Source organism: Arthrobacter sp. TJ-266 (genome assembly GCF_058269115.1).
The window spans coordinates 228,199-254,582 of sequence record NZ_JBZCNC010000003.1; the positions used below are offsets into that span (position 1 = coordinate 228,199).

Consider the following 26,384-nt stretch of genomic DNA (forward strand, 5'->3'; position numbering starts at 1 on the left):
ACATATTCAATGATGAATCGACCCCGGCGCGCCCAGAAAGCCGCCGCTACAGGAGTGGCCGCCGTCCTGGCAGCCGCCTCCCTGATCGGAGGAGCGGCCTCGGCACAGGCCGCTCCCCCGGCCGCCCCGGAGCTCCCCGCGAACGCCCTGACCCTTACACCGGATCCCTCCTACCAGGGCGACGAGTTCGAGGGCTGGGGCACCAGCCTCGTCTGGTTCGCCAACGCCACCGGCGGCTACCCGGACGAGATCCGCAACCAGCTGGCCGACATGGTGTTCGGGCCCGAGGGCCTGAACCTCAACATCGCCCGCTACAACATCGGCGGCGGCAACGCCCCGGACGTGCCGGACTACCTGCGCCCGGGCGGTGCCGTCGAAGGCTGGTGGAACGCCCCCGAGGGCACCACGCGTGCCGACAAGGACTGGTGGGACCCCGAGGACGAGAACGACTGGAACCTCCAGGCCGACGCCACGCAGCGCTGGTGGATCGACCGGGTGAAGAACGACGTCACGCACTGGGAGACCTTCAGCAATTCGCCTCCCTACTTCCAGACCGTGAGCGGCTACGTCTCCGGTGGCTTCGACTCCAACCAGGACCAGCTGCGCACCGAGAGCATCTCCGACTTCAACGCCTACCTGGTACGGGTGACCGAGGAGCTCGAGAAGGCGCACGGCATCGAGGTGGACACGCTCGACCCGTTCAACGAGCCGAACACCAACTACTGGGGCACGCGCCTCGGAGCTGATGGCAACCCGACCGGCGGCCGCCAGGAGGGCGCGCACATCGGTCCGCAGCTCCAGCAGACGGTGCTCCGCGACCTCGCGACGAAGCTCGAGACCTCCAGCTCGGACGCCACCATCTCGGCGATGGACGAGACCAACCCCGGCCTCTTCGCCACCAACTGGAACACCTACCCCGAGGACATCCGTGCCCTCGTGGACCAGCTCAACGTCCACACGTACGGCACCAACCAGCGCACCACGGTGAGGGACATCGCGAAGGCGGAGGAGAAGCCGCTGTGGATGAGCGAGGTCGAGGGCTCCTGGGGTGACGGCCAGAGCTTCACCAGCATGGAGCCCGGCCTCGGCATGGCCAAGCGCATCACCGACGATCTCCGCGAGCTCGAGCCCACCGCGTGGGTGTTCTGGCAGCCCGTCGAGGACTACGACAACATGGCGCCCGGCGGCGAGAGTGCAGCCGGAGCCAACTGGGGCAGCATCCAGATGCCGTTCGACTGCACCAGCGCGGACACCCTCGAGACGTGCCCCATCTACACGAACACGAAGTACAACACCGTGCGGAACTACACGCACTACATCCAGCCCGGCGACCGCCTGGTCGGCACGAACGACGAGAACACGACGGCGGCCCTCACGGCCGACGGCGCGGCGCTCGTGCACATCAACGAGGACACCGAGGACAAGCCCGTGGTCCTCGACCTTGCGAAGTTCGGTGCCATTGCCCAGGGCGCCACCGTGACCCCCGTGGTCAGTGACGTGAACGGTGCGCTCGTCGAGGGCACGCCGGTCGCGATCGAGGGCACCTCCGCCGTCGTCACCGCGCCCGCCGAGTCCGTCACCACCTTCGTGGTCTCCGGTGTCTCCGGCATCGCCGAGGACGCCGCTGCCATCCAGGACGGCTCCGTGTACAGCCTCACGGGCGTGCAGAGCGGCAAGGCCATCGAGACCGCCGGCAGCAGCGCGATCATCAGCACGCGCGACACCGCGGACACGAAGCAGCTCTTCCGCTTCACGAGCCTGGGTGAGGACAACACCAACCAGGAGCGCTACTCCATCACCACGCTGAACGGTGCGTTCCAGCTCGCGGACCAGGGCGGCGCTGCCGCCGTCGTTCCCGTGGGGACCAACCCGCGCGCCGAGTGGATCGCCTCGACCACCGGCGACGGCACCTACACCTTCGTGAACGCCGAGACCGATCTGCTGCTCGAGGTGGGCGGCGGCTCCACGGCCGAGGGCGCCCCCGTGACGCTCTACCTCGCGAACTCCGGCGCCAACCAGCGCTGGACCCTCCTCGACGAGACCGTTCAGTCGGTGCAGGACGTCACCGCGCTGACGAGCCCGGGCATGGCCCCGACGCTCCCCACGACGGTCACCCCCGTGTACCGCGACGGCGCGCGCGGCTCGCTGCCCGTGACGTGGAAGCTCCCCAACGAGAACCGCTGGAAGAAGCCCGGGACCGTGACGGTCAAGGGCACCGCGACGGACCTCTTCGGGAACGCGTTCCCGGTGGAAGCCGTGGTCACGGTGGACACCCTCGTCTCCACGCAGCCCGCACGCGCCAAGGCCGTGGTCAACGGCCTGCCGTCGCTGCCCGCCACGGTCACCGCCGTCGGCAGCCTCGGTGGAACGTTCGAGCGCTCGGTCACCTGGAACACTCCCGTCAGCTACCCGGCGACGGGCGTCTACACCCTGCAGGGCAGGGCCGACGCCGGGAACGGCGCCACCATCCCCGCCAGCGTCCTGATCCAGGTCACCGCGGGCACGCCGGACAACATCGCGGACGACGGCGGCACGACGGCCACCGCGACGTTCACCGAACCGGGCTACGGTACGGCGGGCCTCTTCAACGGGAACCTCCGTGACAAGGCCTGGTCCAACTGGCGCTCGAGCAACAAGAACCTTGCCGACACCCTCACGGTGAACCTCCGCCAGACACAGCCGCTGAGCGGCGTGAAGGTGCACTTCTTCCGCGACGGCACCACGGACAGCTACGCGCAGACCGTGCAGCTGCAGGTCCAGGGCGCCGACGGCCAGTGGGCCGATTCCGGTGCTCCCGTCAGCGTTCCCGCAGGTGCCCCGGCGCCCGTGGTGACCCTGCCGATGAGCAGCGTGACCGCGCAATCGGTCCGCGTGGTCATGACCGCACGGCCGAACACGCACATGGTAGTCAGCGAGATCGAGGTGTTGGGCTCCGTCCCGTCGACGTCCTTCGACTCCTCGCTCTCGGGCATCAGCATCAACGGCACGCCCATCGCCGGCTTCGCCTCCGACGTCACCACGTACTCCGAGCGGTGGCGGGGCAAGCTGCCCACCATCGCGGCCACCGCGACCGATCCGTACGCCACGGTGACGGTCACGCAGCCCACGCATGAGAGCCGCACCGCGGTCATCGAGGTCACGAGCGAGGACGGTACGGCCACCACCACGTACCGGCTGAACCTCAACCGGCAGTAACGCCTGCTTGACCCACGAACGACGACGGGACGTCCGCACGCTGCGGGCGTCCCGTCGTCGTTCTCGTGTTCGCAGGTGGGCAGCGCACCGCCGATCAACGCGGTTCTGGCAACCCCCGGCGCGGACAAACAAGGTCGGTTGTGGGGTCGACTTCGCCGGACGAGTGTGGTCAGGAGCGGCATACCGCCGCTCCCTCAAGGAGGCTCCATGTTCTTCCACGTCCAGCAGCTCATCAACGAGATCATCCCCGACGAGCCGGATCCCGCCGCAGCCAACGCCCTGCAAGAGGGTCTCGGCGGGCAGTTCGGCGAGATGCGCACCATGATGCAGTACCTGTTCCAGAGCATGAACTTCCGCGGCGCGGCGGCGAAGCCCTACCGCGACCTGATCCAGGGCATCGGCACCGAGGAGATCAGCCACGTGGAGCTGATCGGCACCACCATCTCCCGCCTCCTGGACGGTTCACCCCGCTATCAGGGCAAGCTCGACGACCCGCTGGACACCCCCGGCGCCGGCGGGGCGATCCCCTTGAACCTCGCCCTGTCCCAGGGCAACATCCACCACTACCTCGTGGGTGCGCAGGGAGCCCTGCCCGTCGACTCCGCGGGCAACCCGTGGAGCGGCAGCTACGTCTACAACTCGGGCAACCTGCCCCTGGACCTGCTGTACAACCTGATGCTCGAGGCCACCGGGCGTCTGCAGAAGTGCCGCATGTACGAGATGACGGACAACAAGACGGCGCGCTCCACCATCTCCTACCTGATCGTCCGCGACCAGGCGCACGAGAACGGGTACGCGAAGGCCCTCGAGACGCTCGGCGTGAACTGGAAGTCGCTGCTGCCGATCCCGAAGACCAACGCCGAGCAGTTCCCCGAGGTCAAGAAGCTCCTCGACCTCGGGCTGCAGAGCAAGCAGTACACCTTCGACCTCAAAGGGCAGTCGGAGGCCGGGAAGATCTACCAGGGGATGTCACCCTCGAACGACGGCACCACCCTCGACGCCAGCGAGCAGGCCCCCGCGGGCGTGCCGTCGGAGATCGCACCGGAGCGCCTCGAGGAGTTCGCGCCGGGGCTGGACCCCGAACTGCTCGCCCTGATCCAGGCCACGGCCGACATGGAGATGGCCGACATCGACGCCACCTTCGGCCCCATGAAGTAGACCCTCCGCACGCAGAACGACGACGGGACCCCCGCTGGCGCGGAGGTCCCGTCGTCGTTGGCGCCGTTGGTGCTTCGGCGGTCAGCTGTTCTCGGTGCGGACCGGGCTGCCGTCGATCTCCTCGAGCGGCTCGTCGGCTTCGGGGACACCGCCCTCGGGGCCGTCACCCTCGGGAAGGTCGGCGTGGCCGGAGAGAGATCCCGACAGGTTCTCGTCCACCGGGTCGCTGGCCTCGGGAAGGTCGGCGTGAGCCGAGAGTGATTCGGACAGCGCCTGGTCGGCGGAGGCGTCGTGCGTGGGCTGCTCGTTCTGGGTGCTCATGGATGGTCCTTCCAATGCAAGCTGGATCGGTCGGACGTCGCGCAATGCGCCCGACGTCGTCCTGCCACCCTACGCCGATCCTAAGCTGGCTTGCTATTCGTGGGGACGCGCCCCGCGGTCAACGGGTCCGCGCATCATGCAGCGGTCAGAATGAACAGCACCACGAGACCGTTGTTCACTGCGTGGAGGATGACCGGAGCCCACAGGTTGTCGTGAAAGCGGCGCAGGAGCGCCAGTGCGACGCCGAGCGTGAGGAGGTACACGAAGCCGACGAGGACCAGGTGGACGGCGGCGAACAGGGCCGCTGACAGTGTGATGGCCGCCCACGGTCGAAACCGCCGCGAGAAGCCGTCGAGAAAAGCGCCCCTGAACAGGACCTCCTCCCAGAGGGGTGTGGCCACGGCGACCGCGATCACGACGACGGCCACCCTTGGCCAGGGGAGCCCGCGGAGGTCCTGCAGCGGATCGTTGGTCGATTGCGCGGCGGCCGGGTCGAGACCGAAGGCGAGCAGGACGGCGAAGAACAGACCCTGGATGACGGCGGCTGTGAGAATCGTCGTCGGAACCTGCCACAGCAGATGAGCCATGCGAGGTCCCGGTCGCCGGAAGCCGAGGTCGGCGAAGGACAGCCCGTTGCGTCGAACGAGGTGGACGTACAGCGAGAGCATCGCCGCGGCGGTGACGAGACCGAGGAACGCCGGGAGGAAACCCGCCAACGTGAGCTCGAACGGATCCGCGAAGGCCACCAGGAGGAAGAGGCCCACCACCGCCGCCACGTACAGGACGACGAAGACGAGCGCCCTCACCGCCTGCTTCAGCGTGAGCGGCTGCCGCGCGTGAAAAGGCGCTGCTGAATTTCCCGGCTGCTGGTTGATCACCGTGCCACTCTTCCACGATCGAGTATTCACAGCGCCTTACCATTACTGACCCGAAAAGGGAAGAGTTCGGAATCGTTACCATCTTCGGCGCAATATCCTCCCTGAGTATGAATCGGTCACGGGCACATCGGGAATAGCATCCACAGAAACACCCCTCTCGAGGAAGAGAAGCCGTGCGCCCTTCACGCAGAACAATGACCGCCCTGTCCCTGACACTTTGTGCTTCCGCCTTTCTGGCGGGCTGTGCGTCCTCGTCCGAGACTCCCGCTGCCGAGGAGGAGGAGCAATCCCCGATCTCGGAGATCTTCGCCTCGGCCTACGGAGCGGACCTCAGCCCCGAGGAGCAGCAGGCCAAGTACGCGGAGGACGAGCGGGAACGCGAGGACCTCGTGGCGCAGTGCATGACCGAGGAGGGTTTCGAGTACACGCCGAACATCCAGAGCGCCACCATGAGCTTCTCCTACGGCGAGGAGTACGACTTCGACTCCCGCGAGTGGGTGGCCCAGTACGGCTACGGGATGGTCAACTACCCCGGCAAGGAGGAGATGCAGAGCGGGGACGTGGGCGAATACGTCGATGCGAACGCCGACTACGTCGCGAGCCTCTCCGAGTCGGAGGCACAGGCCTTCAACGAAGCCCTGTACGGTCCCGCACCCGACCCCGAGGACATGCCTGAGGAGGGCGAGGCCATGGAGTACGACTGGACGACCGCCGGGTGCTACGGCTGGGCCGAGAACGAGCGCGGCGTGACGGATCCCATGGCGACGGACGAGCACAAGCCCCTCATGGACGCGATGAACGAGTTCTACGAGGGAAGCATGAATTCCCCCGACCTCGCGGACATCGACGCCGAATGGGCGTCCTGCATGACAGATGCCGGCCGGCCCGGATTCAACAAGCAGATGGATGCCCAGAACAGCATCAATGAGGAAATGAACGAGTTCTACGAGAACATGCCGATGCCGACCATCGAAGAAGGCGCCGAGGACATGACGGCGCCTCCCATGCCCGACGAAGCAGGAATGGAGGAATTGGGGGAAAAGGAGATAGAACTCGCCCTCATCGATTTCGACTGCCGCGAGAAGACCGACTACAAGCAGAAGTCCAACGAGGTGCGCTTCGCGCAGGAGCAGCAGTTCATCGAGGACCATCAGGCGGAGATCGACGCCCTGAAGGCCGATCTCGAGCAGGATTCCTGAGTGGACCACGTTCGACGCGACGAACCGATGAACGACCCCGACGGAACGGCACCGACGGAAGGCCTGGATCTCCTCGAGGACGAGTACCCGGGGGAGGAACCGGCCACCGCGCCGTCGTCGGGCGGGATGGCCGCGGTGTTCCGGCGCAACCGCACGCTGTGGCTCGTGGCCGTCGCCGCCGTGCTGAGCCTCGTGGCGGGCCTGCTCCTGGGTCGGTTCCTGGTGTCTCCGGCTGATGCCGCGGGCGACGCCGAGCCTCCCGCTCCCGGCCTGGTCACCGCACCGGTGGAGTTCGGGCAGCTGAGCAACGACGTCACCATCCGCGGTGAGGTGGCCTTCGCCAACCCGGTGGAGGTGCGAATCGACACCGCGACCGTGGACGGCCCCGCCGTCGTCACGGGCCAGGTCCCCGAGGTCGGAACGGACCTCGACGCGATGTCGGTCGCCCTCGAGGTGGCCGGCCGCCCCGTGATCGTGCTGCCCGGCGAGCTGCCCGCCTACCGGACGCTGCAGGTCGGCGTGACGGGCCCGGACGTGGTGCAGTTCAAGACGGCCATGAGGGCCGTGGGCATCGACGCCGGGGACCCCGCGGACGCGACCTTCGGCGTGGAGTCGGCCGCCGCGCTCACCACGCTGTACGCCAACGCCGGGTACTCCGCTCCCGAGCCCGAGGAGGGTGGGGCGGAAGCCCTGCGCGGAGCCCAGGAGCAGCTCCGTGCCGCCGAGCAGTCACTGCTCACCGCGCAGAACGAGCTGTCGACCACTCCCGTGGGTGCCACGGCCGTCGAAGTACGCGAGGCGGACAACGCGGTGGCAAGCGCGGGGCGCGAACTCGCTGCCGCACAGGACGCCGAGCCCCGGGACCAGCTGTTGATCGGCAACCTCGTGGACGCCCTCGAGCTCGCGCAGCTGCGCCGCCAGGAGATCGGCGCCGACCGCACCAACGCACCCCAGCGAGCCGCCGTCGACGCCGCGTTCACGCAGCTCACCCAGGCCCAGGAGGAGGTGGTGCGCGCCGAACAGGCCGCCCTGCCGGCGCTCCCCGCCGGAGAGGTGCTGTACCTCTCCGAACTCCCCCGGCGCGTGGACGCCGTCGCGGCCCAGCGCGGGTCCGTGCTCGAGGGCGCGGCCATGACCGTCTCCGGGGCCACCCTCGGGCTGGCCGGCTCCGCGGCCGAGGCCGACGCCCGGTTGCTGAAGGTCGAGGACCGCGCCTCCTTCGAACTGCCCGACGGCACACAGCACCAGGCGACCATCAAGGCGCTGGCACCCGGCGAGGGCGATTCCCAGCGGTGGACCATCGATCTGCTGCCCGATCCCCTGACACCCGAACAGATCCTCGAACTCCAGGGTTCCAACGTGCGCGTCTCCATCGCCGTCGGGGCCACCGACGGCGAGGTGCTCTCCGTGCCCTACGCGGCGCTGAGTGCCGGGCCGGGCGGTGAGACCCGCGTGGAGGTCGCCGACGGCGATCCTCGGGAGGGGGAGGAAGCGCGCACGCGCCTCGTCGTCGTCCGGAGCGGCCTCGCGACCCCCGGGGCGGTGGAGATCACGCCGATCGAGGGCGACCTCGCCGAGGGCGATCTCGTGGTGGTGGGGCGGTGAGCACCCCGCTCGTCGACCTCCGCGACGTCACGCGTTCCTTCCCCGGCCCGCCGGAGGTGCAGGCCCTGAAGGGCATCAACCTCACGGTGCACGACGGCGACTACGTCTCGATCGTGGGCCCGAGCGGCTCCGGGAAGTCGACGATGCTCAACATCCTCGGCCTCCTCGACCGGCCGAGCGTCGGCGAGTACCGCCTCGCCGGGCATCTGACCGGCGCGCTGGACGAGAACACCCGGGCGGCCGTGCGGGCCCAGCGCATCGGCTTCGTGTTCCAGGCGTTCCACCTCATGCCGCGGCGCTCCGTGCTCGAGAACGTCATGCTGCCCATGCTCTACAGCGGCACCCCGCGCGCCGAGCGTGAGGACCGCGCCCGGGAGGCACTGGAGCGTGTGGGCCTCAGCCACCGCGTGGACTTCCTGCCCGGCACCCTCTCCGGCGGCGAGCGCCAGCGCGTGGCCGTGGCACGCGCCGTCGTCACGCGGCCCAGCTTGCTCCTCGCGGACGAACCCACCGGCAACCTGGACGGCGTGACCACCACGGACGTCATGGAACTGTTCGAGGAACTCGTCACCGACGGGCTGGCGCTCGTGATCATCACGCACGACCAGGCCGTGGCACGCCGTGCGCCACACTGCGTGCGGATCTCCGACGGACGGGTGAGCACCAGCGCATGAGACGACGTCGTCCTGAAGCGGACATCCCCGCGCGCTCCGACGACGGTCTCGGTGACGGTTCGGGTGACACCGTACCGTTCGAGGACGTCCACGAGTACCCGGACCTCGTCCAAGCCGTGCCCCCGGGTGACAGGTTCGGGTTCATCGACCTGCTCATCGAGGCGACCTCGGACCTCGGGACGCGGCCCGGCCGGCTCCTCATGACCCTCGCCGGCACCATCCTCGGGATCGGCGCGCTCGTCGCCACCATCGGCTTCGCACAGACGACGGCGGGCCAGCTCGCCAAGCGGTTCGACGCCTTCGCGGCCACGCAAGTGATCGCCTCCCCCGTGCAGGCGCAGACCGCCGGCGGGGACAGCGTCGCCACGAGCACCCTTCCCTGGGACTCCGTGCAGCGCCTGGAACGCATCGCGGGGGTGGAGCAGGCCGCCCTCATCACCGAGGTGCAGCTCGGCGAGGGCACCGTGACGGCCGTACCCGTCAACGACCCCTCCGCCCCGATCACCTCCCCGCCCCGCGTCTTCGCCACCTCACCGGGGCTGGTCGACGCCCTCGAGGGGTCCGTCCGCTTCGGCCGGATCTTCGACGCCGGTCACGACGAACGCCAGGACCGCGTGGCCGTCCTCGGCGAGCGGCTGGCCGAGCGGCTCGGGATCACCCGCGTGGACTCGCAGCCCTCCATCTTCATCGACGGCCTCCCCTACGCCGTCGTCGGGGTGTTCGGCGATGTGCAGCAGCGCCCCGAACTCCTCGAGAGCGTGGTCATCACCACCGGTGCGGCGCGCTCCGACTTCGGGCTGACCGCGCCGGGGGACGTGCAGGCGCGGATCATGCTCGGCGCCGGGCCGCAGGTCGCCGAGCAGGCCGCCCTGGCCCTCGCACCGGACGCCCCGGACACCGTGGACGTGGTGGCCCCGGAGGGCCGCTCCGATCTCGCGGTGGACGTCCAGGCGGACATCAACCTCGTGTTCGTGGTGCTGTCCGTCGTCGTGCTCCTCGCCGGCGGCGTGGGGATCGCCAACGTCACCATGCTCTCGGTCATGGAACGCACCGGGGAGATCGGCCTCCGCCGCGCCATCGGCGCCACCCGGCGGCAGATCGCCCGGCAGTTCATCCTCGAATCGGTGATCATCGGTTTGCTCGGCGGCCTCCTCGGCGCCACGCTCGGGGTCTTCGCCGTCATCGCCATCTCCGTGTCCCAGCAGTGGACGCCCGTCACGAGCCCGCTCGTCGCCGTCGGAGGGGCCGTACTGGGAGCGGTCGTGGGACTCGTGGCCGGCAGCTTCCCGGCTCGAAAGGCCACGCGCATCGAGCCCGTGGTGGCGCTGCGCGGGAGCTGACGGCGAAGGTCGGCACAGCAGCGACCGGTTGTTCTCCGCGCCGCTGCCCGCAACTCCTCGTCTCCCGCCCTCCATACGGTCTGGCCATGTGGCTAGTTCCATAACCATCCGGCGAATTCGCCGATATTTCTCAGGGTACTTACAAACCTCCCGGCCAAAGAAAAAGTGGCCGAGCGGCCGTAGCGCGGGCCGGGCCCCTGGTGTGGCATGAGAAGCAGAACGAATCGGGGCGGAAAGGGAGCCTCGGGTTCCCTCCCCTGCTTTCTCGGGAGTCACCTTCGAAGTACTTGGAGACCACGAAATGCTCACTCGCAATCGCATGCTGGCGACCGGTTCCACCGTCGCTCTGGCCGCAGGAGGCCTCTTCTTTTCCGCAGCACCCGCATCAGCGGACCTCGACTCCCCCGAGTGCCTCTCCGCGCAGGCCGCCTTCCTCACAGCCCTCGGCAATGCCGGCCTGGACGCTGACCTGCTCATCGACCTTGATGTAGCCCTCGACAACGTCGTCGATGCCCAGGCAGCACTCGACGCGCTGATCGACGGGTCGACGGACGCACAGGTCGACATCCGGGCTGACCTCGACGTGGAACTCGGCGTTCTCGCGGGCTTGCAGGGCGACCTGGACCGGGCGAACGTCGCGCTTGCTGCAGCCCTGACGGCCGTCGCCGACGCCGAATCCGCCGTCGACCAGGCCGAGTCGAACCTTCTGCTCGTCATCGGCACCCAGGCGGACCTCGTGCTCGCCGCGCAGGAGGCCTTGGCCTTGGCGATCGCCGCCGAGGCGCAGGCTGTCGTTGACGCCGGCCTTGCCCAGGAGGACCTTGACGCCGCGATCGATCTGGAGGCCGACGCCGCTGCTGAGCTCGCCCTGGCAACCACTGCACTCGCAACTGCCCTGGGGGATCTCGACCCCACGAATGACGCAGCGGCGCAGGCTCGCTTCGACACAGCTGTGACCGCTCAGGCGAATGCCGCTCTCGCGGTGACAGCGGCGAATGGTGACCTCCAAACCGCGCTCGGCCTCGTGACGACCCTCGGCCTGGCAGTTGACGACGCCGAACTCGATGTCACCAATGCTCTTGCCGCTCAGCTCGACCTGGTGGCAGACGCACAGGTAGCGCTCGACCTGGCGCTGGCTGCACAGTTGGCAGTCCTCGCGGACTTCGACCTCGAGCTGCTCGCGCAGGCCGCCGCCGACGCCCAGACGGCATTCGATCTCCAGGCGGCCATCGTCGCGAGCCTCGAAGCCGACCTCATCGCCGCCGGCGATCTCGAGGCGATCAATGCTGCCGCCCTCGAGCTGCAGGCCGCGCTCGACATCCTGGCAGCACTCCAGCTCCAGCTCAATGGTGAGGCACTCGACCTCCTGGCCCTCCAGGCCCTGTTCGATGCCTCCATCGCAGCCTGTGGCGTCGATGGCACCGTCGGCGGCCCGGGCGTTGTCCAGGTCATCGTGGACATCGACATCATCGTCGACTCGAACAACGGTGGAACCGGCGGCGGCGGCGTCGTCGGCGGCGGCTCGGGTGGCGGCACGGGTACCGGGACCGGCGTCGTCGTCGGTGGCGGCTCGGGTGGCGGCACGGGCACCGGCGGCGCCGGCACCACGGGCAACAACCGCGGCGTGAACGTCCAGACCGCAGCGGCTACCGAAGAGTCCCCGGCAGCGGGCCTGGGCCTCCTCGGCCTCATGACCGCCGGTCTCGGCGTCACGGCAGCTGCCTTCGGCCTCCGCAAGAAGGCACAGCGCAGCAACTGACACTGACCGGGGGTGACCCCGGAAGGTAGGAATGTCGGGGGTGCCGGTCCATCAGGCCGGCACCTCCGGCCAGTTCCACTACAGAACCGGAATCGCAGAGCATTCCGGTTCATCGAGAACACCCAGCAGGTCAGGTACACCGAACACACTGAGGACGCGATGAAAGACCCCGCACCCGACGACGCCACAACGGAGACTGACGGGTTGGTCGAGCAGAGCGCTCCCACCACGGCCGAGCGCATCATGACGGTGTCGCGTCTGGCGCTGCTCCCCCTTGCCGCCGCGGCCCTCGTGGCCGCGATGATCGTCTTCATCCCGACGCTTGGTGACTCGTCCCAGGCCGCACAGGACACCCAGGCTCAGGACCTGGCCCTCGACGCACCCATTCTGACGGCGCCGCCCGCTCCTGCGGACCCGGGCCCGACGTCACCCGCCGCGCAGGTCCCGCCTGCCGCACCGAGCCCCACCCCTCCAGCCCCTGTCGTCTCCCCCACGCCGACTCCAAGCGGACCCGGGGAGGCGGCAGGTGCACCCGCGCCCGCACCGCCGGCCTCTCCGAACGGTGTCGCCCCCACCCGCATCACGGTGCCGGGCGCGGGCATTGACGTGGCAGTCCTTCCACTCATCCCCACGGCCGAGGAGCTCGCCGCGCAATCGATCGTGCCGCCGATCAGCGACGACGGATACTGGCTCACCGCCTACGGGGCCCCGGGCCGAGGCTCCACCGACACCACCTACATCGCCGGACACAGCTGGGAAGGACGGGACGCGCCCTTCGACCTGTTCAGCACGGACGTAGAGGCCGGCGACGCGATCGTGCTCGACACGATGGCCGGCCCGATGAACTACGTGGTGGACGCCGTGACGACCTACGACAAGGACTCGCTGAAGAACAGCGACATCTGGAACATCACCCCGAACCGCCTGGTGATCATCAGCTGCTTCACGGAAGATCCCTGGGGCAAGAACGTCGTCGTCACCGCCTCACCCGCCTGATCTCCTGATTCTGGGGCGCCACGATTAAGTCACGCGATCGTGCCCTAATTTCTTGCGCTCAGGGTTAGGACAGCCTAACCTTTGGACTGTGTCCACCCATCACGCTTCCGCAGACCCGTCGCTGTCCGTCGCGGAGCTCGACATCTCCTACGGCAGCCGGCGCGTCGTCGGGCCCGTCTCCTTCGATCTCCGGCCAGGGAGCGTGACCGCCCTGATCGGCCCGAACGGCAGCGGGAAATCGACAGTGCTCAGGACCATCGCCCGGCTGCACGCACCGGATTCCGGTGCAGTGCGGCTCGAGGACGGCGCGGATGTGCGCGCCCTCTCGGCCCGGGATTTCGCCCGGACCATCACGCTGCTCGCCCAGAGCAGGCCCGTGCCGGGAGGACTCACCGTGCGCGAGGTGGTCACCTTCGGTCGGCACCCGCACCGCAGCCGGTGGACTGGAGCGGACCCGCGCGGCAGCGCCGCGATCGACCGCGCCCTCAGCCTCACGCGCACCGCTGATCTCGCCGATCGTCCCGTCGCAGCCCTCTCCGGCGGCCAGACCCAGCGCGTATGGCTGGCCAGCTGCCTCGCCCAGGACACCGGCGTTCTGCTCCTCGACGAGCCCACCAACCACCTCGACCTCCGGTACCAGGTCGAGATCCTCGACGTCGTACGGGACCTCGCCACCGAGCACGGGGTGACCGTCGGGGTGGTGCTGCACGATCTCGACCAGGCCGCCGCCATCGCGGACCACGTGGTGCTCCTCGAGGACGGCGTAGTGGCGGCGCAGGGCGCACCGGTGCAGGTGCTCACGGCCGAGAACCTCTCCCGCGCGTACGGCGTGCGCGTGGACGTCACGGTCTCGGGCGGCACCGTCCGTACCCGCGCCGTCGGGCGCCACAACAGCCCGGCGCACCCCGCGGCGGTCCTCACGGCCTCCTGACCCGCTCACGCTCGAGAGCCACCGAACCGATCCCGGCACCGACCCCCGGCCGTCCGCGCACCCGACGGACGGCTCCACCCACCGCGCACCGACTGCGGGCGCACCGAACAGGAATGACATCGATGACCCACCAGAAGATGCTCGCTGCCCTCGCAGCAACGGCACTGCTCGCCCTCACCGCGTGCGGGACCACCGAGGAGGCCGCAGGGGACGCCCCGGCCGAGACCGCGGCGGCAGGTGAATCCATCACCGTCACCGATGCCCGCGGCCAGGAGGTCACGCTGGACGGCCCTGCGGAGCGCGTGGTCGCCACCGAGTGGAACGCCATCGAAAATCTGGTCTCGCTCGGCGTCATGCCGGTGGGCGCCGCCGACGTCGAAGGCTATGCCACCTGGGTCAGCGCCGAGCCGCTGGACGATTCCGTGACGGACGTCGGGCTGCGCGGCGAGCCGAGCATCGACACCCTCGTGTCCCTCACCCCCGACGTCGTGATCGTCACCGATCAGCTCACCGAGGGGGCCATCGAGCAGATCGAGGAGACCGTGCCCGTCGTCGTCATCCCCGGCGGTGACGCGACGGACAACCTCGGTCAGATGTTCGAGAACATCGACCTGATCGCGACGATCACCGGCACCGAGGACGCCGCCGCCGAGTTACGGACCGAGTTCGAGGCGAAGCTCGCCGACGGCAAGGCCGCCATCGAGGAAGCCGGTGCGGCCGGGGCGAGCGTCGCGTTCTCCGATGCCTACGCCGACGCCGGCAGCGTGTCCATCCGGCCGTTCACCGAGGGGTCGCTGGTGGGCAACGTCTTCGAGCAACTCGGTCTCGCCAACGCGTGGGACCTCGAGGGCGACGCCGCCTACGGTCTCGCGCAGACCGACGTCGAAGGCCTCACGGCTCTGCCCGCGGACACCCGCTTCTGGTACATCGCGAACGACTCCTACGGGGATCCGTACCAGAACGAGCTCGCCGACAACGCGGTCTGGACCGCCCTGCCCTTCGTCGAGTCCGGCGACGTCACGCGGTTCCCGGATTCGCTGTGGGTCTTCGGCGGGCCGAGCTCCATGAACCAGATCATCGACGCCGCGGTGGATGCCGCGCAGTCCGCGCAGTAGCTCCCGATGCCGCCGGCAACGCTCGCCGAAGCCCCTCCCGCCCCGACCGGCACCCCGCCGGACCGGGTCGGGGTGCGGCTGGTCGTTGCCGGCGCACTGCTCGCGGTCGCCACCGCGTTCCTCGCGCTCGTCCACCTCACCCAGGGCACCGCGAGCGTCGGTGCCGCGGACATCCTCTCGCTCCTGACGGGGAACGACGACGCCCTGTCGGCCGCCGTCGTCCTCGACAGCCGGGTGCCGCGCCTCGCCGCGGGTGTCCTCGTGGGCGTCGCGCTCGGAGCCGCAGGGGCCGTCATGCAGTCCGTCTCGCGGAACTCCCTGGCCTCCCCGGACACCCTCGCGGTGAACGCGGGCGCGCACCTCGCCGTCGTCGCCGTCGCAGCACTCGGCCTGCAGGTGCCCCTGCTCGGGGCGGTGGGCGTCGCCTTCCTCGGCGGCCTCGCGGCGGCGGCCCTGGTCCTCGCACTGGCCGGGGCCGGGCAGTCCTCGAGCGTCCGCCTCGTGCTCGCGGGGTCCGCCCTCGCACTGGCCTTCAGCGCGCTCACGAACATGTTCCTGCTGCTGTTCACCGAGGAGACCCAAGGCCTCTTCGCCTGGGGGTCGGGGTCGCTCGGGCAGAGCGGCCTGGAGCGCGTCACGCTGCTCGCGCCTCTCGCGGGCGCCGCCCTCCTCGTGCTGCTGCTGCGCTCCCGCTCCCTCGACCTCCTCACCCTCGGTGAGGACCAGGCGCGCGTGCTCGGCATCAACGTCCGTGGCACGCAGGTGCTCGCGATCGTCCTGGCGGTGCTGCTCTCCGCCGCTGCCGTCACGGTCGCCGGCCCCATCGGGTTCGTGGGGCTCGCCGCGCCCGCCGTCGTGCGCCTCGCCGCCCCCCGCATCCCCGGGCTCCACCGTCACCTCGCGCTCATCCCGGCATCGGCACTCCTCGGCGTCTTCCTCGTTCTCGCCGCGGACGTGGCGCTCCGCGCGGCCATCGGCGCCGAGAGCGCCGTCGAGGTTCCCACCGGCGTGGTCACCACCCTCTTCGGCGCCGTCTTCCTCGTGGCGCTCGCGCACCGCATGAGATCCGACGGACCCTCCCGCGAGCCGAAGAACGTGGCCCTGCGGCCCATCACCGCGGCGCGCAGTACGGCCGTGATCGTGGTCCTCGGGGTGCTGCTGATCGCCGTCGCGGTGGCCGGGGCGCTCCTCGGCGACGCCAAACTGCTGCTCGGCGATATCGCCAACTGGGCCACCGGCCAGGCCGGTCCCGTGGTCTCGAGCATCATGGACACGCGCGCGCCACGCATCGGGGCATCCCTGCTCGCGGGCGCCTCCCTGGCCCTCGCCGGCACCGCGATCCAGGCCGTGACCCGCAATCCGCTCGCGGAACCCGCGATCATCGGCGTCTCCGGCGGAGCGGGCGTGGGAGCGATCATCGTCATCACATTCGTGCCCCTGGCCGGCTTCTGGCTCATCAGCGGGGCGGCGGGGATCGGCGCCGCCGTCGTGTCCGTCGTCGTCTTCGGCCTGTCCTTCCGCGGCGGCATGCAGACGGACCGTCTGGTGCTGGTCGGCATCGGGGTCTCGGCCGCGGCAACCGCCGTCATCACGCTCCTGATCGTGCTGACCGATCCGTGGAACGAGGCGAAGGCACTGACGTGGCTGTCAGGCTCCACCTACGGGCGGTCGCTGCAGCACCTCGTGCCCATGACCGCGGCCCTGATCCTCGCGGCGCCGATCATCTCGGCCCTGCACCGCACCCAGGACCTCCTCGCCCTCGACGAGGACACACCCCGCCTGCTCGGTGTGCGCGTCCCGCGAGCGCGACTCCTGCTGCTCTGCCTCGCGGTCCTGCTCACCGCGTCCTCGGTCGCCGGGATCGGCGTGATCGCCTTCGTGGGGCTGGTGGCGCCGCATGCTGCGCGAGCATTGGTCGGTCCGCAGCACCGCCTGGCCCTGCCGACCGCCATGCTGCTCGGCGCGGTGCTCGTGTGCCTCGGTGACGTCATCGGCCGCACGGCGATCGCCCCGGCCCAACTCCCGGCAGGGCTCCTGACGGCTCTGCTCGGCACGCCGTACTTCGTGTACCTGCTGTTCAGGAGCAGACTGGCGCGCTGAGGCCGGGCGCCGAAACTCCTCAGGCGGTGAACCACTCGCCGGCGAACACCGGGGCGCGGCCCGCCAGTGCGTCGTCGATCCAGTGCCGTACGGCAGCCCCGACGGCCGCCCTGTCCAGGGCGGAGGTGTCGATGACGTGCATGGCCCAGCCAGGATCGCCGCTGGGAAGCGCCGTCCACCGGTCCCACTGCATCGCATCCGCACCGCCGTTGATCAGAACGTGTTGCATGTGCTGCGCGTCGGTCGCATGGCTGTGCATCCACCGCGCGAACGCCGCGTGGTGACCGAGCGCCTCCTCGCTCTCGCCCCGCTCCGCGAGGCGCTCCCGTTGCGCCTCCGGCGAGGCATGGAGCAAGCACACCGCCACGCCGTCGAGCCCCTCCGCCTCGGGAACAGCCAGGAGCTCGCCTGCCGCAACCGGATCACTCGCGAGCATGGTGTGCCGCCCGTGCGCCTGCTCGTCGAGGGCGCGGACGACGGCGGCGCGAGCGGCGCGCTGCCGGTACGCCGTGTCGGGATGGGGCGGGGCCGGCAGGACGTCGTCGAGCGTGATGCACCGGAAGGTCGCCAGGGGCAGAACCTCCGCGAGGTGGGCGCCGACGGTGGACTTGCCGACGCCGCTGGCGCCCGAGACGAGAAACATCATGAGGCGAACCTGCCCCGCGGGGAGATGCACCGCAAGGTGCGCCGACATCGCGGACAGATCCTGTCCGACACCACCTTCCGCAGGTGGCGGGCCGGAGGCACAATCGTGGGCATGACACTCCGCTGGTACTCCGCCGTCATCGAATCCACCGACCACCGGGCCCTCGCCCACTGGTGGCGTGAGGCGCTCGGGTGGGAGGTGATCTTCGAGGACGACGACGAGGCCGTGGTGATCCCCACCTGGGCCCGCGAGGTGGGCGCCACGCTGACGTTCGAGCAGACACCGCCTGGCCTCGTCTTCGTGCGGGTGGAGCACGAGAAGCAGTCGAAGAACCGGATCCATCTCGATTTCGCGCCCCACACGAGCCAGGACCGCGAGGCGGAGATCGAGCGGCTCCTGGAGCTCGGCGCCACGCGGGCGGACGTCGGTCAGGGCCGGGAGGTCAGCTGGGACGTGTTCGCCGATCCCGACGGCAACGAGTTCTGCGTGCTGTCCTCCCGCGACGCCTGACCGCGGGCCTCCTAGGCGTCGAAGCGCTCCGTCTCGATGACTTCCTTGCGCACCTGCCCGCGGACCACCTCGTCCTGCGTGTGGGCCTCGCGGGAGAGTCGCACGCGCTCGATCGGCACCACGTCGATCTCCACGCGGGGCTTCTCCTCGTACAGCACCATCTCCACGACGTCGCCGCTGAAGGCGGTCTCCACCGCCGAGTAGAGGCGGTCGCGCTCGGCCCTGCTGAAGGTGCCTGCACCGTCGTCGTACAGGGGTGCGCCGTCCTTCACCGGCACGCGCTCCACCACGAGCTCCTCGCGCCGGATCTGCACCGTCATGGTGACGTCCTCGGTGACCACGCGCTTGACCAGGCGCACGCGCTCGGTCTCGCGGAGTTCGGTGCCTACGCGGAGCTGCTCCTCGGAGCGCGTCATCGCGTAGTCGTCGCCCTCGGGGCGGGAGGTACGCGGGCGGGCAGGCGTGCCGGTGCCCGCGGTAGCCGAGGTATCAAGGGCGTCGACGGCGTCGTCCTTCCCCGCCATCAGCCCGTAGTACCTGAGCAGGTGCTGCTCCTCCTCCGGGCTGAGGTGGCCGTCCTGGGACATTTTCGGGGAGTCGTACACCTTCGCATGCGTGTAGGGCAGCCGGACGTCCTTGCCCTGCAGCGTGGCACCCTGCAGCGGCGCGAAGGATTCGGGGTTCCCCACCGTGTGGGTCGAGACGGTGACCCAGCTCGGCTCGCCGGTCGCGTCGTCCACGTAGAGCTGACCCATGGGACCGAGCACCGCGCCGTCCTCGCTCAGCACGTTGGCGCCGGCGTTCATGGATTCCTTCATCTGGTCGAGCGTGATCATGATGACCCTTTCGAAGAGGTTGACTCCTCCTCACCGTAGGTCGCGCCACCGCTGATAGCAAGCATGCTTAGTACCCGGATCTCCGTTGGGGTGAGGCCGTGCCCGTCGGCATGGCGGCCGTCCCGCCGGCGCGAGGTCAGCCCGTGAACGTGCAGGCGGTCCCGCCGGCGCGAGGTCAGCCCGTGAGCGCGCGGATGACGACGAAGACCAGCGGCAGGTAGAGGACGCCGGCAACCGTCTGCAGCGTGATGGTCGAGGCCATGAGCCGGGAGTCGCCACCCAGGGCCCGTGCCATGACGTACGCGGAAGATGCCGTGGGCAGGGAGAGGAACAGGATCACGGTCGCGGCCGGCTGCCCGGTCAGGTCGACGAGCAGGCACCCCGCGATCCCGAGCCCCGGCAGCACCACGAACTTCACCACGGTGGCGAGGCCCACGGCGCCGAGGTTGCGGCCCATGCTCCGCAGTTCGAGCGCAGCCCCGACGCAGAGCAGCCCGAGTGGCAGGGATGCCGCCCCGAGGGTCCGCACGAACTCCGCGATGCCCGGCGGCAGGCCGATGCCCGTCACGTTGAGGAGTATGCCGATCACGCAGCCGAGGATCAGCGGATTGGTGGCGATGCTCCGCACCGTACCGCCGAGCGTCAGTCTCTCCGAGCCGTACCGGGCGAACGCGAGCGTGCACAGCACGTTCACGAGGGGTACGAGGATGGTGTTGGCGATCGCCGCGAGAGCCACGCCGTCGGCCCCGAAGAGAGCGAGGGCGATGGAGAGTCCGAGGTAGTTGTTGAAGCGGATACTGCCCTGCATCACCGAAGTGAACGCCGGACCGTCGAGGTCCAGCCAGCGTTGGGCGACCACGAGCCCCACCGCCGTGAGGATCACGGGGCCGGCGAGCACCGGGGCCATCAGGGCGATCGGCAGGCCCGCCAGGTCCGCCGTCGCCGTGCCGTTGACGAACAGGGCCGGTAGCAGCACGAAATAGCAGAGGCGCTCGGCAGGCGGCCAGAACGACGGCGCGAGGAACCCCCGCGCCCTGATGCCGTACCCGAGGGCGATCAGGCCGATCACGGGTCCCAGCGCCACCACGGTCTGGAGGATCATCGGGCGGTCCGAGCGCGCACCGGGCTCCTCGACGACACGGCGGGCGGGACCGCCGCCCTCACCAGCCCCGAGCCTGCAGCCACTCCGCCGCGAGCCGCATCCACTGGCCGGCGGCGCCCTGCCCCTCGGCCAGGCCCAGCCCGTGCTCGCCCTCGGTGAAGACGTGCAGCGCGTGGGGAACGGCGTGGGCCGTCAGCGCCTGCGCGAGCAGATAGGCGTGCGTGACGGGTACGGCTTCGTCCTCCGCCGTGTGCCAGATGAAGAAGGGCGGCGCGTCGGGTGTGACCAGGCGGTCCAGCGAGGTCTCGGCGCGGAGCCGCGCACCGGCGTCGGGCCCGATCAGTTCGTCCTGCGAGCCGCGGTGCGTCGCGAGCTCCATGGACACCACGGGGTAGGCGAGCACGGCGGCGTCCACACGTTCGTCCTCTGCGGCGCCTGCCGCGAGGGCGGCATGGCCGGCCAGGTGACCGCCCGCGGAGAACCCGAGGAGGGCCACCTTCTCCGCCCCCTCGGCGCGGACCCGCCGGATCTCGGCGCGGACGGCGTCGAGCGGGCCGGGATGGCGGGTCTGCACGGGATACTCGAACACGCTCGCCGAGAGGCCGAGCGAGCGCAGCCGCTCAGCGACGACCTCGCTCTCGTTGTCGGACAGCATGCCGTAGCCGCCGCCGGGGAGCACGATCACCTGGGATGAAGTCATGCCTTCACCGTACTGGGGGCCGGCCGTGCGTCACGATGCGGTTGCTGTTGCCGCCGGGAGGTGTACCGAGGGTGAAGCGCGGGGCAGGATCAGGCCATGGTCGGGAGTCGTGGCGCGCTTGCAGCCGCCGGAGTGGTGGCGCTCGTACTCTCCGGCTGCGGCAACGGCGTCGGCGGGTCCCTCCTCCCGCCCGCATGCATGCCCCCACCCTCCGCGTTGACACCGGAGCGGATCGAGGCCGGCGGATCGGTGCGGGTGTCCGCTGCCGACGCCGACTGCGATCCCAGCTACGGAGATGACGCGCGGGTGGAGGTACTCCTGACCACCGCCGACGGGACCGTCCTTCTCCGCGCCCTGGAACCGATGGGCGATGCCGGCGCCTTCGCAGCCGACGTCGTGGTGCCACTGGATGCGGAACCCGGCGAGTATCTCGTCTCGGCCTTCCCCTACGCCGTGGACTGGTGCGACGACACGGGCGTGAACAACAGGCTGACGCGGGCGGATGAGCAGAACGCCATGGTGCGGGCGTCCTGCGCGGCCGCCGGCCTGCCGCTGACGGTGGTTGCGGCAGAACCCGGACCCCGCCGCTGACGCGACTGAGATGCCCGGGCCCCGCCGCTGACGCGGCGGGGCCAGACGACAAGAGCCCCCGACCGTCCGGTCAGGAGCTCTCATGCTGCAGGGCTGGTGTCAGCCCTCGCACTCCGTGCAGTACTTCTCGCCGTTCTTCTCACGCGCGAGCTGGCTGCGGTGGTGGACCAGGAAGCAGGACATGCAGGTGAACTCGTCCTCCTGCTGCGGGATGACCTGGATGAGGAGTTCCTCGTGGGAGAGGTCAGCCCCGGGGAGGTCGATGCCTTCGGCGGTCTCGCCGTCCTCGACATCGATGAGCGCCGTCTGCGTTGTCGCGCTGCGCTGTGCCTGGATCGCCTCGAGCGATTCGTTGGCCGGCTGATCCTCCGGCCGAACGCGTGGCTCGTCGTAGTCGGTTGCCATGGGGGTGTATCTCCTTCTTATGGGCGGGAATGACGCCCAGATGCCATCCTCAACCTCGGGAGAGGGGGAAGTATTCCGTATACCGGCTGCAATATACCCGCTGGGGCTGGTACTTTTCTCCATCGATCACACCGACCGTGATCCGCCCCACAATGTGACGTCGCAGCCCGTCCGTGCTAGAGGGAACGGGGCCTCCCGAAGGGCGGGTCCCGCCGTCGTAGGGTTGTCGGGAAACCCCACCGCACACGTGTCCCAGGAGCTCCCCATGGCAGTTGCACTCGACCTCAGCGGCAGGACCGCTCTCGTGACCGGTTCCACCCAGGGGATCGGCCGGGCGATCGCTGCGGGCCTCGCGAGGGCGGGTGCGCGCGTGGGCGTCAACGGCCGCAGCAACCGCGGTGTGGCCCGGGCCATGGAGGCCATCCGTGCGGACGTGCCCGACGCCGAGCTCGTCGCCATCCCTGCGGACGTCACCACGGACGAGGGCGTGGCCCGGGCGCTCGGCGCGTTACCCGCCGTCGACGTCCTGATCAACAACCTGGGCATCTTCGACGCGCAGCCCGCCCTCGAGATCGACGACGCCGAGTGGCGGCGCTACTTCGAGGTCAACGTCCTCACCGCCGTGCGGCTGACGCGCGCGTACCTACCCGGCATGATGGCTCGGGGCTGGGGCCGCATCCAGTACATCGCGAGTGACTCCGCCGTGGTGATCCCCGCCGAGATGATCCACTACGGCGTGTCCAAGACGGCACTGCTCGGCGTCTCACGCGGCTTCGCCAAGGAGGCGAAGGGCACGGGCGTCACCGTGAACTCGGTGATCGCGGGCCCCACCCACACCGGTGGCGTGGAGGACTTCGTGTACCAGCTGGTGGACAAGGACCTCGAGTGGGAGGACGCGCAGCGGCAGTTCATGCGCGAGCACCGGCCGCAGTCGCTGCTCGAACGCCTGATCGAACCGGAGGAGATCGCGACCATGGTCACCTACCTGGCCTCCCCGCTCGCCTCGGCGACGACCGGCGCCGCGGTGCGGGTGGACGGCGGATACGTGGACTCCATCCTCCCGTGAGCCGCTCCGCGCGGCTCCCACCGAACGGCGCCCTCGAGGCCGGTCCCATGGCCGCGATCCTCGCCAACCACTCGATCGCCGGGTGCGAGATCAGCGACAGGTCCGGGCGCTCGCACACGCGGCTGCTCACCACGGACGGCGGACCGCGGCGCGTCACCCTGACGGTGCACGCGGGCGACGTCGAACTCACCGCGGACACGGACGACGACGGCGAGTGGGCGCACCTTACCCGGACCGTCCGGAGCTGGCTGGACCTCGACACGGACGTCGCCGCCGTCGCCCGCGCGTTCGACGCCGACCCCCTGCTGGGACCGCTGGTGCGCGCCCGCCCGGGCCTGCGCGCCGTCGGCTACCCCGAACCCTTCGAGGCAGCGATCATGACCGTCCTCGGGCAGCAGGTGTCCGTCGCGGCGGGAGGCACGTTCGGCGGACGTCTCGCCGCGGCGTACGGCACACCCGGGCCGGGCGGGCTGACGGTCTTCCCGGCGCCGTCGGTCATCGCCGACGCGCCGCACGAGGAGTTGCGCGCCGCCATCGGCGTGACCCGCTCACGCGCCGCGACGGTGCAGAACGTGGCCCGCGCCGTCGCCGTCGGCCTGTCACTCGACGCCGCCGGTGACCACGCGATGCTGCGTAAGGACCTGCTGGCCATCCCGGGGATCGGCCCGTGGTCCGCCGACCACCTCGCCGTGCGCGTGCTGCGGGACCCCGACGCGTTCACGCCGGGCGACCTCGTGGCGCGCCGGGCCATGGGCAACCCGAGCATCCGGGACGCCGAGCGGCTCTCGGAGGCGTGGCGCCCGTTCCGTGCCTACGCGCTGTTCCACCTCTGGACGTCCGCGACCTACTCCGGGTAGCCGTCGTTCCGCCGGGCGGCGCGGAGGGCGATCTCCAGCTCGAACCGCACCTGGGGATTCTTCAGGTCCTCGCCGAAGACCTCCCGGAGCTGCAGCATCCGGTAGCCGACCGTCTGCGCGTGGATGCCGAGCTCCTCCGCGATCGGTGCCCGCTGACCCCAGTGCCGCAGCCACGCGAGGAGCGTCTCCTCGAGTTTCTCCCGCTGGCCGTCGGCGAGGTCCGCGAGCGGGGCCAGCCGGCGTCGCGCCAGCTCCTCCACCGCCGTGGGTTCCGCCGCGAGGACCACCTCGGTGAGGTGCTCGTCCGCCCATACGGGCGGCTGGTCTGCACCCTCCCGCGGCGGCAGCATCGTGGCGGCGAGCACGGCGAGGCGCAGCGACTGCGCCACCTGCTCCAGGGCGCCCGTCGGGCCGATCGACGCGCTCCGGCCGGCGAGCGCCCGTTCGAGGTCCGCGCGGAGGCTCGGGCGGTCCGGGACCAGCCCCACGGCGTCGGTCTCGCGTTCGATCACGATGGCGCCCTGACCCAGCCGCTGCCGTACGCCCTGGGCCCGCTCCAGCGGCAGGGTGACCACGGCGAGCTGGGCGGGTACGGCCCAGTCCGCGAGCGACGCCGCCTGGCGGAGCGCCGTCTCGTCGGCTCGGCCCAGCAGCAGGAGCTCGAGGAGCTCCGCCCGGCGCCGGTCCACGGCGCCTGCGCGCTCCGACTGCTCGAACGCGTACGCCTCGGCGCTGACGGCGGAGAGCTCGTCGATGTACGCCATGATCGATTCCCCGAGATCCACCACGACGGTGGGCCCGTACCCCTCGCCCATGGACCGCCGCGAGACCTCCCGGAACGTCACGCGGGCGCCCATCCGGTACGCACCCAGCAGCGCGTCCATGCTGCGCCCCTGCCGGAACTCGCCGCGTCCGAGGCCCGCCACGAGCTGGCGGCTCTCGTCGGAGAGTGCCGGGAGGCGGGTGCCCGGGAGCTCGAAGAACCGTTCCAACGCCGCGGCCACGCCCATGCGCAGGCCACGCCCGAAACTTCCCTCGATGGGCCGGGCATACGCGGGGACGAGCTGCGGCACGGCCTGGATGATGGCCTCCACGAGATCGCCGGTGAGCGGCCTCAGCTTGTCGCTCACGGACGGGGGCAGGGCCAGCCACGGCGGATCCGGGGGAGCCACGGCCATCGCGTCTGCGCTCATATCGCTTACCCTGTCTGTGCCGTCAAGATAATTCGCTCGCGTCAACTGTATGTCCGACGCGAAGAATTTTAGCGGCGAGGACTATATCGTTGATGTAATGATCCGGTTTCGACAGTTGGCTCGCGCGGCATCCGCGCTGACCACCCCGCTGACGCCCGAGGACTTCCTTGCCCTGTTCAACCCGGTGTACTCCTCGCGGCAGCTCCGCGGCGTCGTGACCCGCGTGGTGCGCGAGACCGAGGACTCCGCCACCATCTACTTCCGCCCCGGCCAGGGCTGGCACGCCCACAAGGCCGGTCAGTGGGCGCGCATCGGCGTCGAGCTGAACGGCGTGCGCCAGTGGCGCTCGTACTCGCTGAGCAATGCCGCCGGGCATGACCCGGCGATCACGGTGAAGGACGCCGGTTCGGTGTCCCACGTCCTGGTCCGCGACACCAAGCCCGGCGACGTCCTGTTCCTCGCGCCCCCGCAGGGCGACTTCGTGCTTCCCGAGCACCCGCGCTCCCTGCTCATGCTCACCGCCGGCAGCGGCATCACCCCCGTGATGTCCATGATCCGCACGCTGATCCCGCGCCGGCCTGACGCCAACGTGGTGCTCATCAACTCGAACAGCACCCCCGAGAGCAGCCTCTTCCGCGAGGAGCTCGACGAGCTCGCGGACCAGTTCCCCAATCTGAAGGTGCGCCACTGGTTCACCGCCGCCCGCGGACGCCTGGAGTTCACGGCGAAGACCATCGCGGATCTCTGCCCCGACTGGCGCTCCCGCGCGGCCTACGCCTGTGGGCCGGAGGGCTTCCTCAACGACGCCGAGGAGTTGTGGCAGCGTGAAGCCGCCCTCGAACAGTCCCGGACCGTCCCGAGCGTCTCGGCCGGGGCCGACGCCAGCGGCACGGGAACCCTGACCATCGAGCGCTTCAGCACCGACCTCACGGCCGGCGCGGGGCACGACGGCGGACTCGTCACCTTCGAGCAGTCGGACCGCGAGGTCCAGGCTGACGGCGACACCCCGCTCCTCGACATCGGCGAGGACGCCGGGGTCCTCATGCCGAGCGGGTGCCGCATGGGCATCTGTCACAGCTGCCTCGTGCCGCTCCGCGCCGGACAAGTCCGGGATCTGCGCAGCGGCGAAGTGCACAACAATCCCGGCCAGCTCATCCAGACCTGCGTCTCGGCAGCCGCCGGGCCCGTGAACCTTGACCTTTAACCA

The 26,384-nt window shown here is 70.1% G+C and carries 24 protein-coding genes; 16 read left to right on the forward strand and 8 right to left on the reverse strand.

Annotated features, from left to right (window positions below; translation table 11 throughout):
* The first annotated feature begins 9 nt into the window (after positions 1-9).
* On the forward strand, positions 10-3,195 hold the full coding sequence (locus AC4D12_RS09685; protein ID WP_490949717.1) for an Ig-like domain-containing protein: 3,186 nt from the start codon (positions 10-12) through the stop codon (positions 3,193-3,195).
* 207 nt (positions 3,196-3,402) lie between these two features.
* Complete coding sequence (locus AC4D12_RS09690; protein WP_490949718.1) at positions 3,403-4,353, forward strand: manganese catalase family protein; 951 nt, start codon at positions 3,403-3,405, stop codon at positions 4,351-4,353.
* A gap of 81 nt (positions 4,354-4,434) precedes the next feature.
* Here the strand turns inward: AC4D12_RS09690 and AC4D12_RS09695 are convergent, their stop codons facing one another.
* Together AC4D12_RS09695 and AC4D12_RS09700 are read right to left on the reverse strand one after the other, a co-directional pair.
* A complete protein-coding gene (locus AC4D12_RS09695) occupies positions 4,435-4,674 on the reverse strand; it encodes a hypothetical protein (RefSeq protein WP_490949719.1) in 240 nt (79 codons plus the stop codon).
* A 134-nt stretch (positions 4,675-4,808) separates the two neighbouring features.
* Positions 4,809-5,552 (reverse strand): CPBP family intramembrane glutamic endopeptidase, encoded by a 744-nt coding sequence (locus AC4D12_RS09700; RefSeq protein ID WP_490949720.1) that lies wholly within the window; start codon positions 5,550-5,552, stop codon positions 4,809-4,811.
* A 194-nt stretch (positions 5,553-5,746) separates the two neighbouring features.
* Here AC4D12_RS09700 and AC4D12_RS09705 point away from each other — a divergent pair, with 194 nt between their 5' ends.
* The 9 genes from AC4D12_RS09705 to AC4D12_RS09745 all read left to right on the forward strand — a co-directional run bounded on the left by AC4D12_RS09705 (position 5,747) and on the right by AC4D12_RS09745 (position 17,271).
* Positions 5,747-6,751, forward strand: a complete 1,005-nt coding sequence (locus AC4D12_RS09705; protein ID WP_490949721.1) for a hypothetical protein — start codon at positions 5,747-5,749, stop codon at positions 6,749-6,751.
* Positions 6,752-8,356 carry an efflux RND transporter periplasmic adaptor subunit gene (locus tag AC4D12_RS09710; RefSeq protein ID WP_490949722.1) on the forward strand — a complete coding sequence of 535 codons (1,605 nt, stop codon included), beginning with the start codon at positions 6,752-6,754 and terminating at the stop codon, positions 8,354-8,356.
* Positions 8,353-9,030 (forward strand): ABC transporter ATP-binding protein, encoded by a 678-nt coding sequence (locus AC4D12_RS09715; protein ID WP_490949723.1) that lies wholly within the window; start codon positions 8,353-8,355, stop codon positions 9,028-9,030. The genes AC4D12_RS09710 and AC4D12_RS09715 overlap by 4 nt, the downstream gene beginning before the upstream one ends.
* Complete coding sequence (locus tag AC4D12_RS09720) at positions 9,027-10,370, forward strand: ABC transporter permease (RefSeq protein WP_490949724.1); 1,344 nt, start codon at positions 9,027-9,029, stop codon at positions 10,368-10,370. The genes AC4D12_RS09715 and AC4D12_RS09720 overlap by 4 nt, the downstream gene beginning before the upstream one ends.
* Before the next feature lie 301 nt (positions 10,371-10,671).
* Positions 10,672-12,129 (forward strand): hypothetical protein, encoded by a 1,458-nt coding sequence (locus tag AC4D12_RS09725; RefSeq protein WP_490949725.1) that lies wholly within the window; start codon positions 10,672-10,674, stop codon positions 12,127-12,129.
* A 159-nt stretch (positions 12,130-12,288) separates the two neighbouring features.
* Positions 12,289-13,125: a class F sortase gene (locus AC4D12_RS09730; protein WP_490949726.1), complete on the forward strand. Its 837-nt coding sequence runs from the start codon at positions 12,289-12,291 to the stop codon at positions 13,123-13,125.
* A gap of 88 nt (positions 13,126-13,213) precedes the next feature.
* The gene (locus tag AC4D12_RS09735; RefSeq protein WP_490949727.1) at positions 13,214-14,056 is read left to right on the forward strand and encodes an ABC transporter ATP-binding protein; all 843 of its coding nucleotides are present in this window, start codon (positions 13,214-13,216) and stop codon (positions 14,054-14,056) included.
* A 122-nt stretch (positions 14,057-14,178) separates the two neighbouring features.
* The gene (locus tag AC4D12_RS09740) at positions 14,179-15,171 is read left to right on the forward strand and encodes an ABC transporter substrate-binding protein (RefSeq protein ID WP_490949728.1); all 993 of its coding nucleotides are present in this window, start codon (positions 14,179-14,181) and stop codon (positions 15,169-15,171) included.
* Between the two features lie 6 nt (positions 15,172-15,177).
* Positions 15,178-17,271 carry an iron ABC transporter permease gene (locus AC4D12_RS09745; RefSeq protein WP_490949729.1) on the forward strand — a complete coding sequence of 698 codons (2,094 nt, stop codon included), beginning with the start codon at positions 15,178-15,180 and terminating at the stop codon, positions 17,269-17,271.
* 19 nt (positions 17,272-17,290) lie between these two features.
* Here the strand turns inward: AC4D12_RS09745 and AC4D12_RS09750 are convergent, their stop codons facing one another.
* Positions 17,291-17,917 carry a DEAD/DEAH box helicase family protein gene (locus AC4D12_RS09750; RefSeq protein WP_490949730.1) on the reverse strand — a complete coding sequence of 209 codons (627 nt, stop codon included), beginning with the start codon at positions 17,915-17,917 and terminating at the stop codon, positions 17,291-17,293.
* A 111-nt stretch (positions 17,918-18,028) separates the two neighbouring features.
* On the opposite strand from AC4D12_RS09750, the gene AC4D12_RS09755 reads away from it, so the two are divergent.
* Positions 18,029-18,427 carry a VOC family protein gene (locus tag AC4D12_RS09755; RefSeq protein ID WP_490949731.1) on the forward strand — a complete coding sequence of 133 codons (399 nt, stop codon included), beginning with the start codon at positions 18,029-18,031 and terminating at the stop codon, positions 18,425-18,427.
* An 11-nt stretch (positions 18,428-18,438) separates the two neighbouring features.
* On the opposite strand, the gene AC4D12_RS09760 is transcribed toward AC4D12_RS09755, so the two are convergent.
* The 3 genes from AC4D12_RS09760 to AC4D12_RS09770 form a co-directional block, all read right to left on the reverse strand.
* Positions 18,439-19,263 carry a YsnF/AvaK domain-containing protein gene (locus AC4D12_RS09760; protein WP_490949732.1) on the reverse strand — a complete coding sequence of 275 codons (825 nt, stop codon included), beginning with the start codon at positions 19,261-19,263 and terminating at the stop codon, positions 18,439-18,441.
* A gap of 175 nt (positions 19,264-19,438) precedes the next feature.
* The gene (locus tag AC4D12_RS09765; protein WP_490949733.1) at positions 19,439-20,365 is read right to left on the reverse strand and encodes an AEC family transporter; all 927 of its coding nucleotides are present in this window, start codon (positions 20,363-20,365) and stop codon (positions 19,439-19,441) included.
* Positions 20,366-20,423: 58 nt separating this feature from the next.
* A complete protein-coding gene (locus tag AC4D12_RS09770) occupies positions 20,424-21,065 on the reverse strand; it encodes an alpha/beta hydrolase (RefSeq protein WP_490949734.1) in 642 nt (213 codons plus the stop codon).
* Between the two features lie 96 nt (positions 21,066-21,161).
* Between AC4D12_RS09770 and AC4D12_RS09775 the strand changes: the two genes are divergently transcribed.
* Complete coding sequence (locus tag AC4D12_RS09775; protein WP_490949735.1) at positions 21,162-21,656, forward strand: hypothetical protein; 495 nt, start codon at positions 21,162-21,164, stop codon at positions 21,654-21,656.
* A gap of 99 nt (positions 21,657-21,755) precedes the next feature.
* Here the strand turns inward: AC4D12_RS09775 and AC4D12_RS09780 are convergent, their stop codons facing one another.
* Entirely contained in the window at positions 21,756-22,061 is a 306-nt protein-coding gene (locus AC4D12_RS09780) for a DUF4193 domain-containing protein (RefSeq protein ID WP_055765785.1), read from the reverse strand.
* A gap of 265 nt (positions 22,062-22,326) precedes the next feature.
* Between AC4D12_RS09780 and AC4D12_RS09785 the strand changes: the two genes are divergently transcribed.
* Entirely contained in the window at positions 22,327-23,127 is an 801-nt protein-coding gene (locus tag AC4D12_RS09785; protein ID WP_490949736.1) for an SDR family NAD(P)-dependent oxidoreductase, read from the forward strand.
* Positions 23,124-23,984, forward strand: a complete 861-nt coding sequence (locus tag AC4D12_RS09790) for a DNA-3-methyladenine glycosylase family protein (RefSeq protein WP_490949737.1) — start codon at positions 23,124-23,126, stop codon at positions 23,982-23,984. Before AC4D12_RS09785 ends, AC4D12_RS09790 begins: the two co-directional genes overlap by 4 nt.
* On the opposite strand, the gene AC4D12_RS09795 is transcribed toward AC4D12_RS09790, so the two are convergent.
* Entirely contained in the window at positions 23,972-25,177 is a 1,206-nt protein-coding gene (locus AC4D12_RS09795) for a PucR family transcriptional regulator (RefSeq protein WP_490949738.1), read from the reverse strand. The genes AC4D12_RS09790 and AC4D12_RS09795 overlap by 13 nt on opposite strands.
* A gap of 97 nt (positions 25,178-25,274) precedes the next feature.
* On the opposite strand from AC4D12_RS09795, the gene AC4D12_RS09800 reads away from it, so the two are divergent.
* The gene (locus AC4D12_RS09800; protein WP_490949739.1) at positions 25,275-26,381 is read left to right on the forward strand and encodes a ferredoxin reductase; all 1,107 of its coding nucleotides are present in this window, start codon (positions 25,275-25,277) and stop codon (positions 26,379-26,381) included.
* Positions 26,382-26,384: the final 3 nt, after the last annotated feature.

Coding starts and splice junctions, on each gene's coding strand:
- AC4D12_RS09785 (WP_490949736.1), top strand. CDS start 22,327: ATGGCAGTTGCACTCGACCTCAGCGGCAGGACCGCTCTCGTGACCGGT.
- AC4D12_RS09705 (WP_490949721.1), top strand. CDS start 5,747: ATGACCGCCCTGTCCCTGACACTTTGTGCTTCCGCCTTTCTGGCGGGC.
- AC4D12_RS09760 (WP_490949732.1), bottom strand. CDS start 19,263: ATGATCACGCTCGACCAGATGAAGGAATCCATGAACGCCGGCGCCAAC.
- AC4D12_RS09730 (WP_490949726.1), top strand. CDS start 12,289: ATGAAAGACCCCGCACCCGACGACGCCACAACGGAGACTGACGGGTTG.
- AC4D12_RS09770 (WP_490949734.1), bottom strand. CDS start 21,065: ATGACTTCATCCCAGGTGATCGTGCTCCCCGGCGGCGGCTACGGCATG.
- AC4D12_RS09755 (WP_490949731.1), top strand. CDS start 18,029: ATGACACTCCGCTGGTACTCCGCCGTCATCGAATCCACCGACCACCGG.
- AC4D12_RS09725 (WP_490949725.1), top strand. CDS start 10,672: ATGCTCACTCGCAATCGCATGCTGGCGACCGGTTCCACCGTCGCTCTG.
- AC4D12_RS09800 (WP_490949739.1), top strand. CDS start 25,275: ATGATCCGGTTTCGACAGTTGGCTCGCGCGGCATCCGCGCTGACCACC.
- AC4D12_RS09690 (WP_490949718.1), top strand. CDS start 3,403: ATGTTCTTCCACGTCCAGCAGCTCATCAACGAGATCATCCCCGACGAG.
- AC4D12_RS09740 (WP_490949728.1), top strand. CDS start 14,179: ATGACCCACCAGAAGATGCTCGCTGCCCTCGCAGCAACGGCACTGCTC.
- AC4D12_RS09745 (WP_490949729.1), top strand. CDS start 15,178: ATGCCGCCGGCAACGCTCGCCGAAGCCCCTCCCGCCCCGACCGGCACC.
- AC4D12_RS09795 (WP_490949738.1), bottom strand. CDS start 25,177: ATGAGCGCAGACGCGATGGCCGTGGCTCCCCCGGATCCGCCGTGGCTG.
- AC4D12_RS09780 (WP_055765785.1), bottom strand. CDS start 22,061: ATGGCAACCGACTACGACGAGCCACGCGTTCGGCCGGAGGATCAGCCG.
- AC4D12_RS09750 (WP_490949730.1), bottom strand. CDS start 17,917: ATGATGTTTCTCGTCTCGGGCGCCAGCGGCGTCGGCAAGTCCACCGTC.
- AC4D12_RS09775 (WP_490949735.1), top strand. CDS start 21,162: ATGGTCGGGAGTCGTGGCGCGCTTGCAGCCGCCGGAGTGGTGGCGCTC.
- AC4D12_RS09685 (WP_490949717.1), top strand. CDS start 10: ATGATGAATCGACCCCGGCGCGCCCAGAAAGCCGCCGCTACAGGAGTG.
- AC4D12_RS09695 (WP_490949719.1), bottom strand. CDS start 4,674: ATGAGCACCCAGAACGAGCAGCCCACGCACGACGCCTCCGCCGACCAG.
- AC4D12_RS09765 (WP_490949733.1), bottom strand. CDS start 20,365: ATGATCCTCCAGACCGTGGTGGCGCTGGGACCCGTGATCGGCCTGATC.
- AC4D12_RS09720 (WP_490949724.1), top strand. CDS start 9,027: ATGAGACGACGTCGTCCTGAAGCGGACATCCCCGCGCGCTCCGACGAC.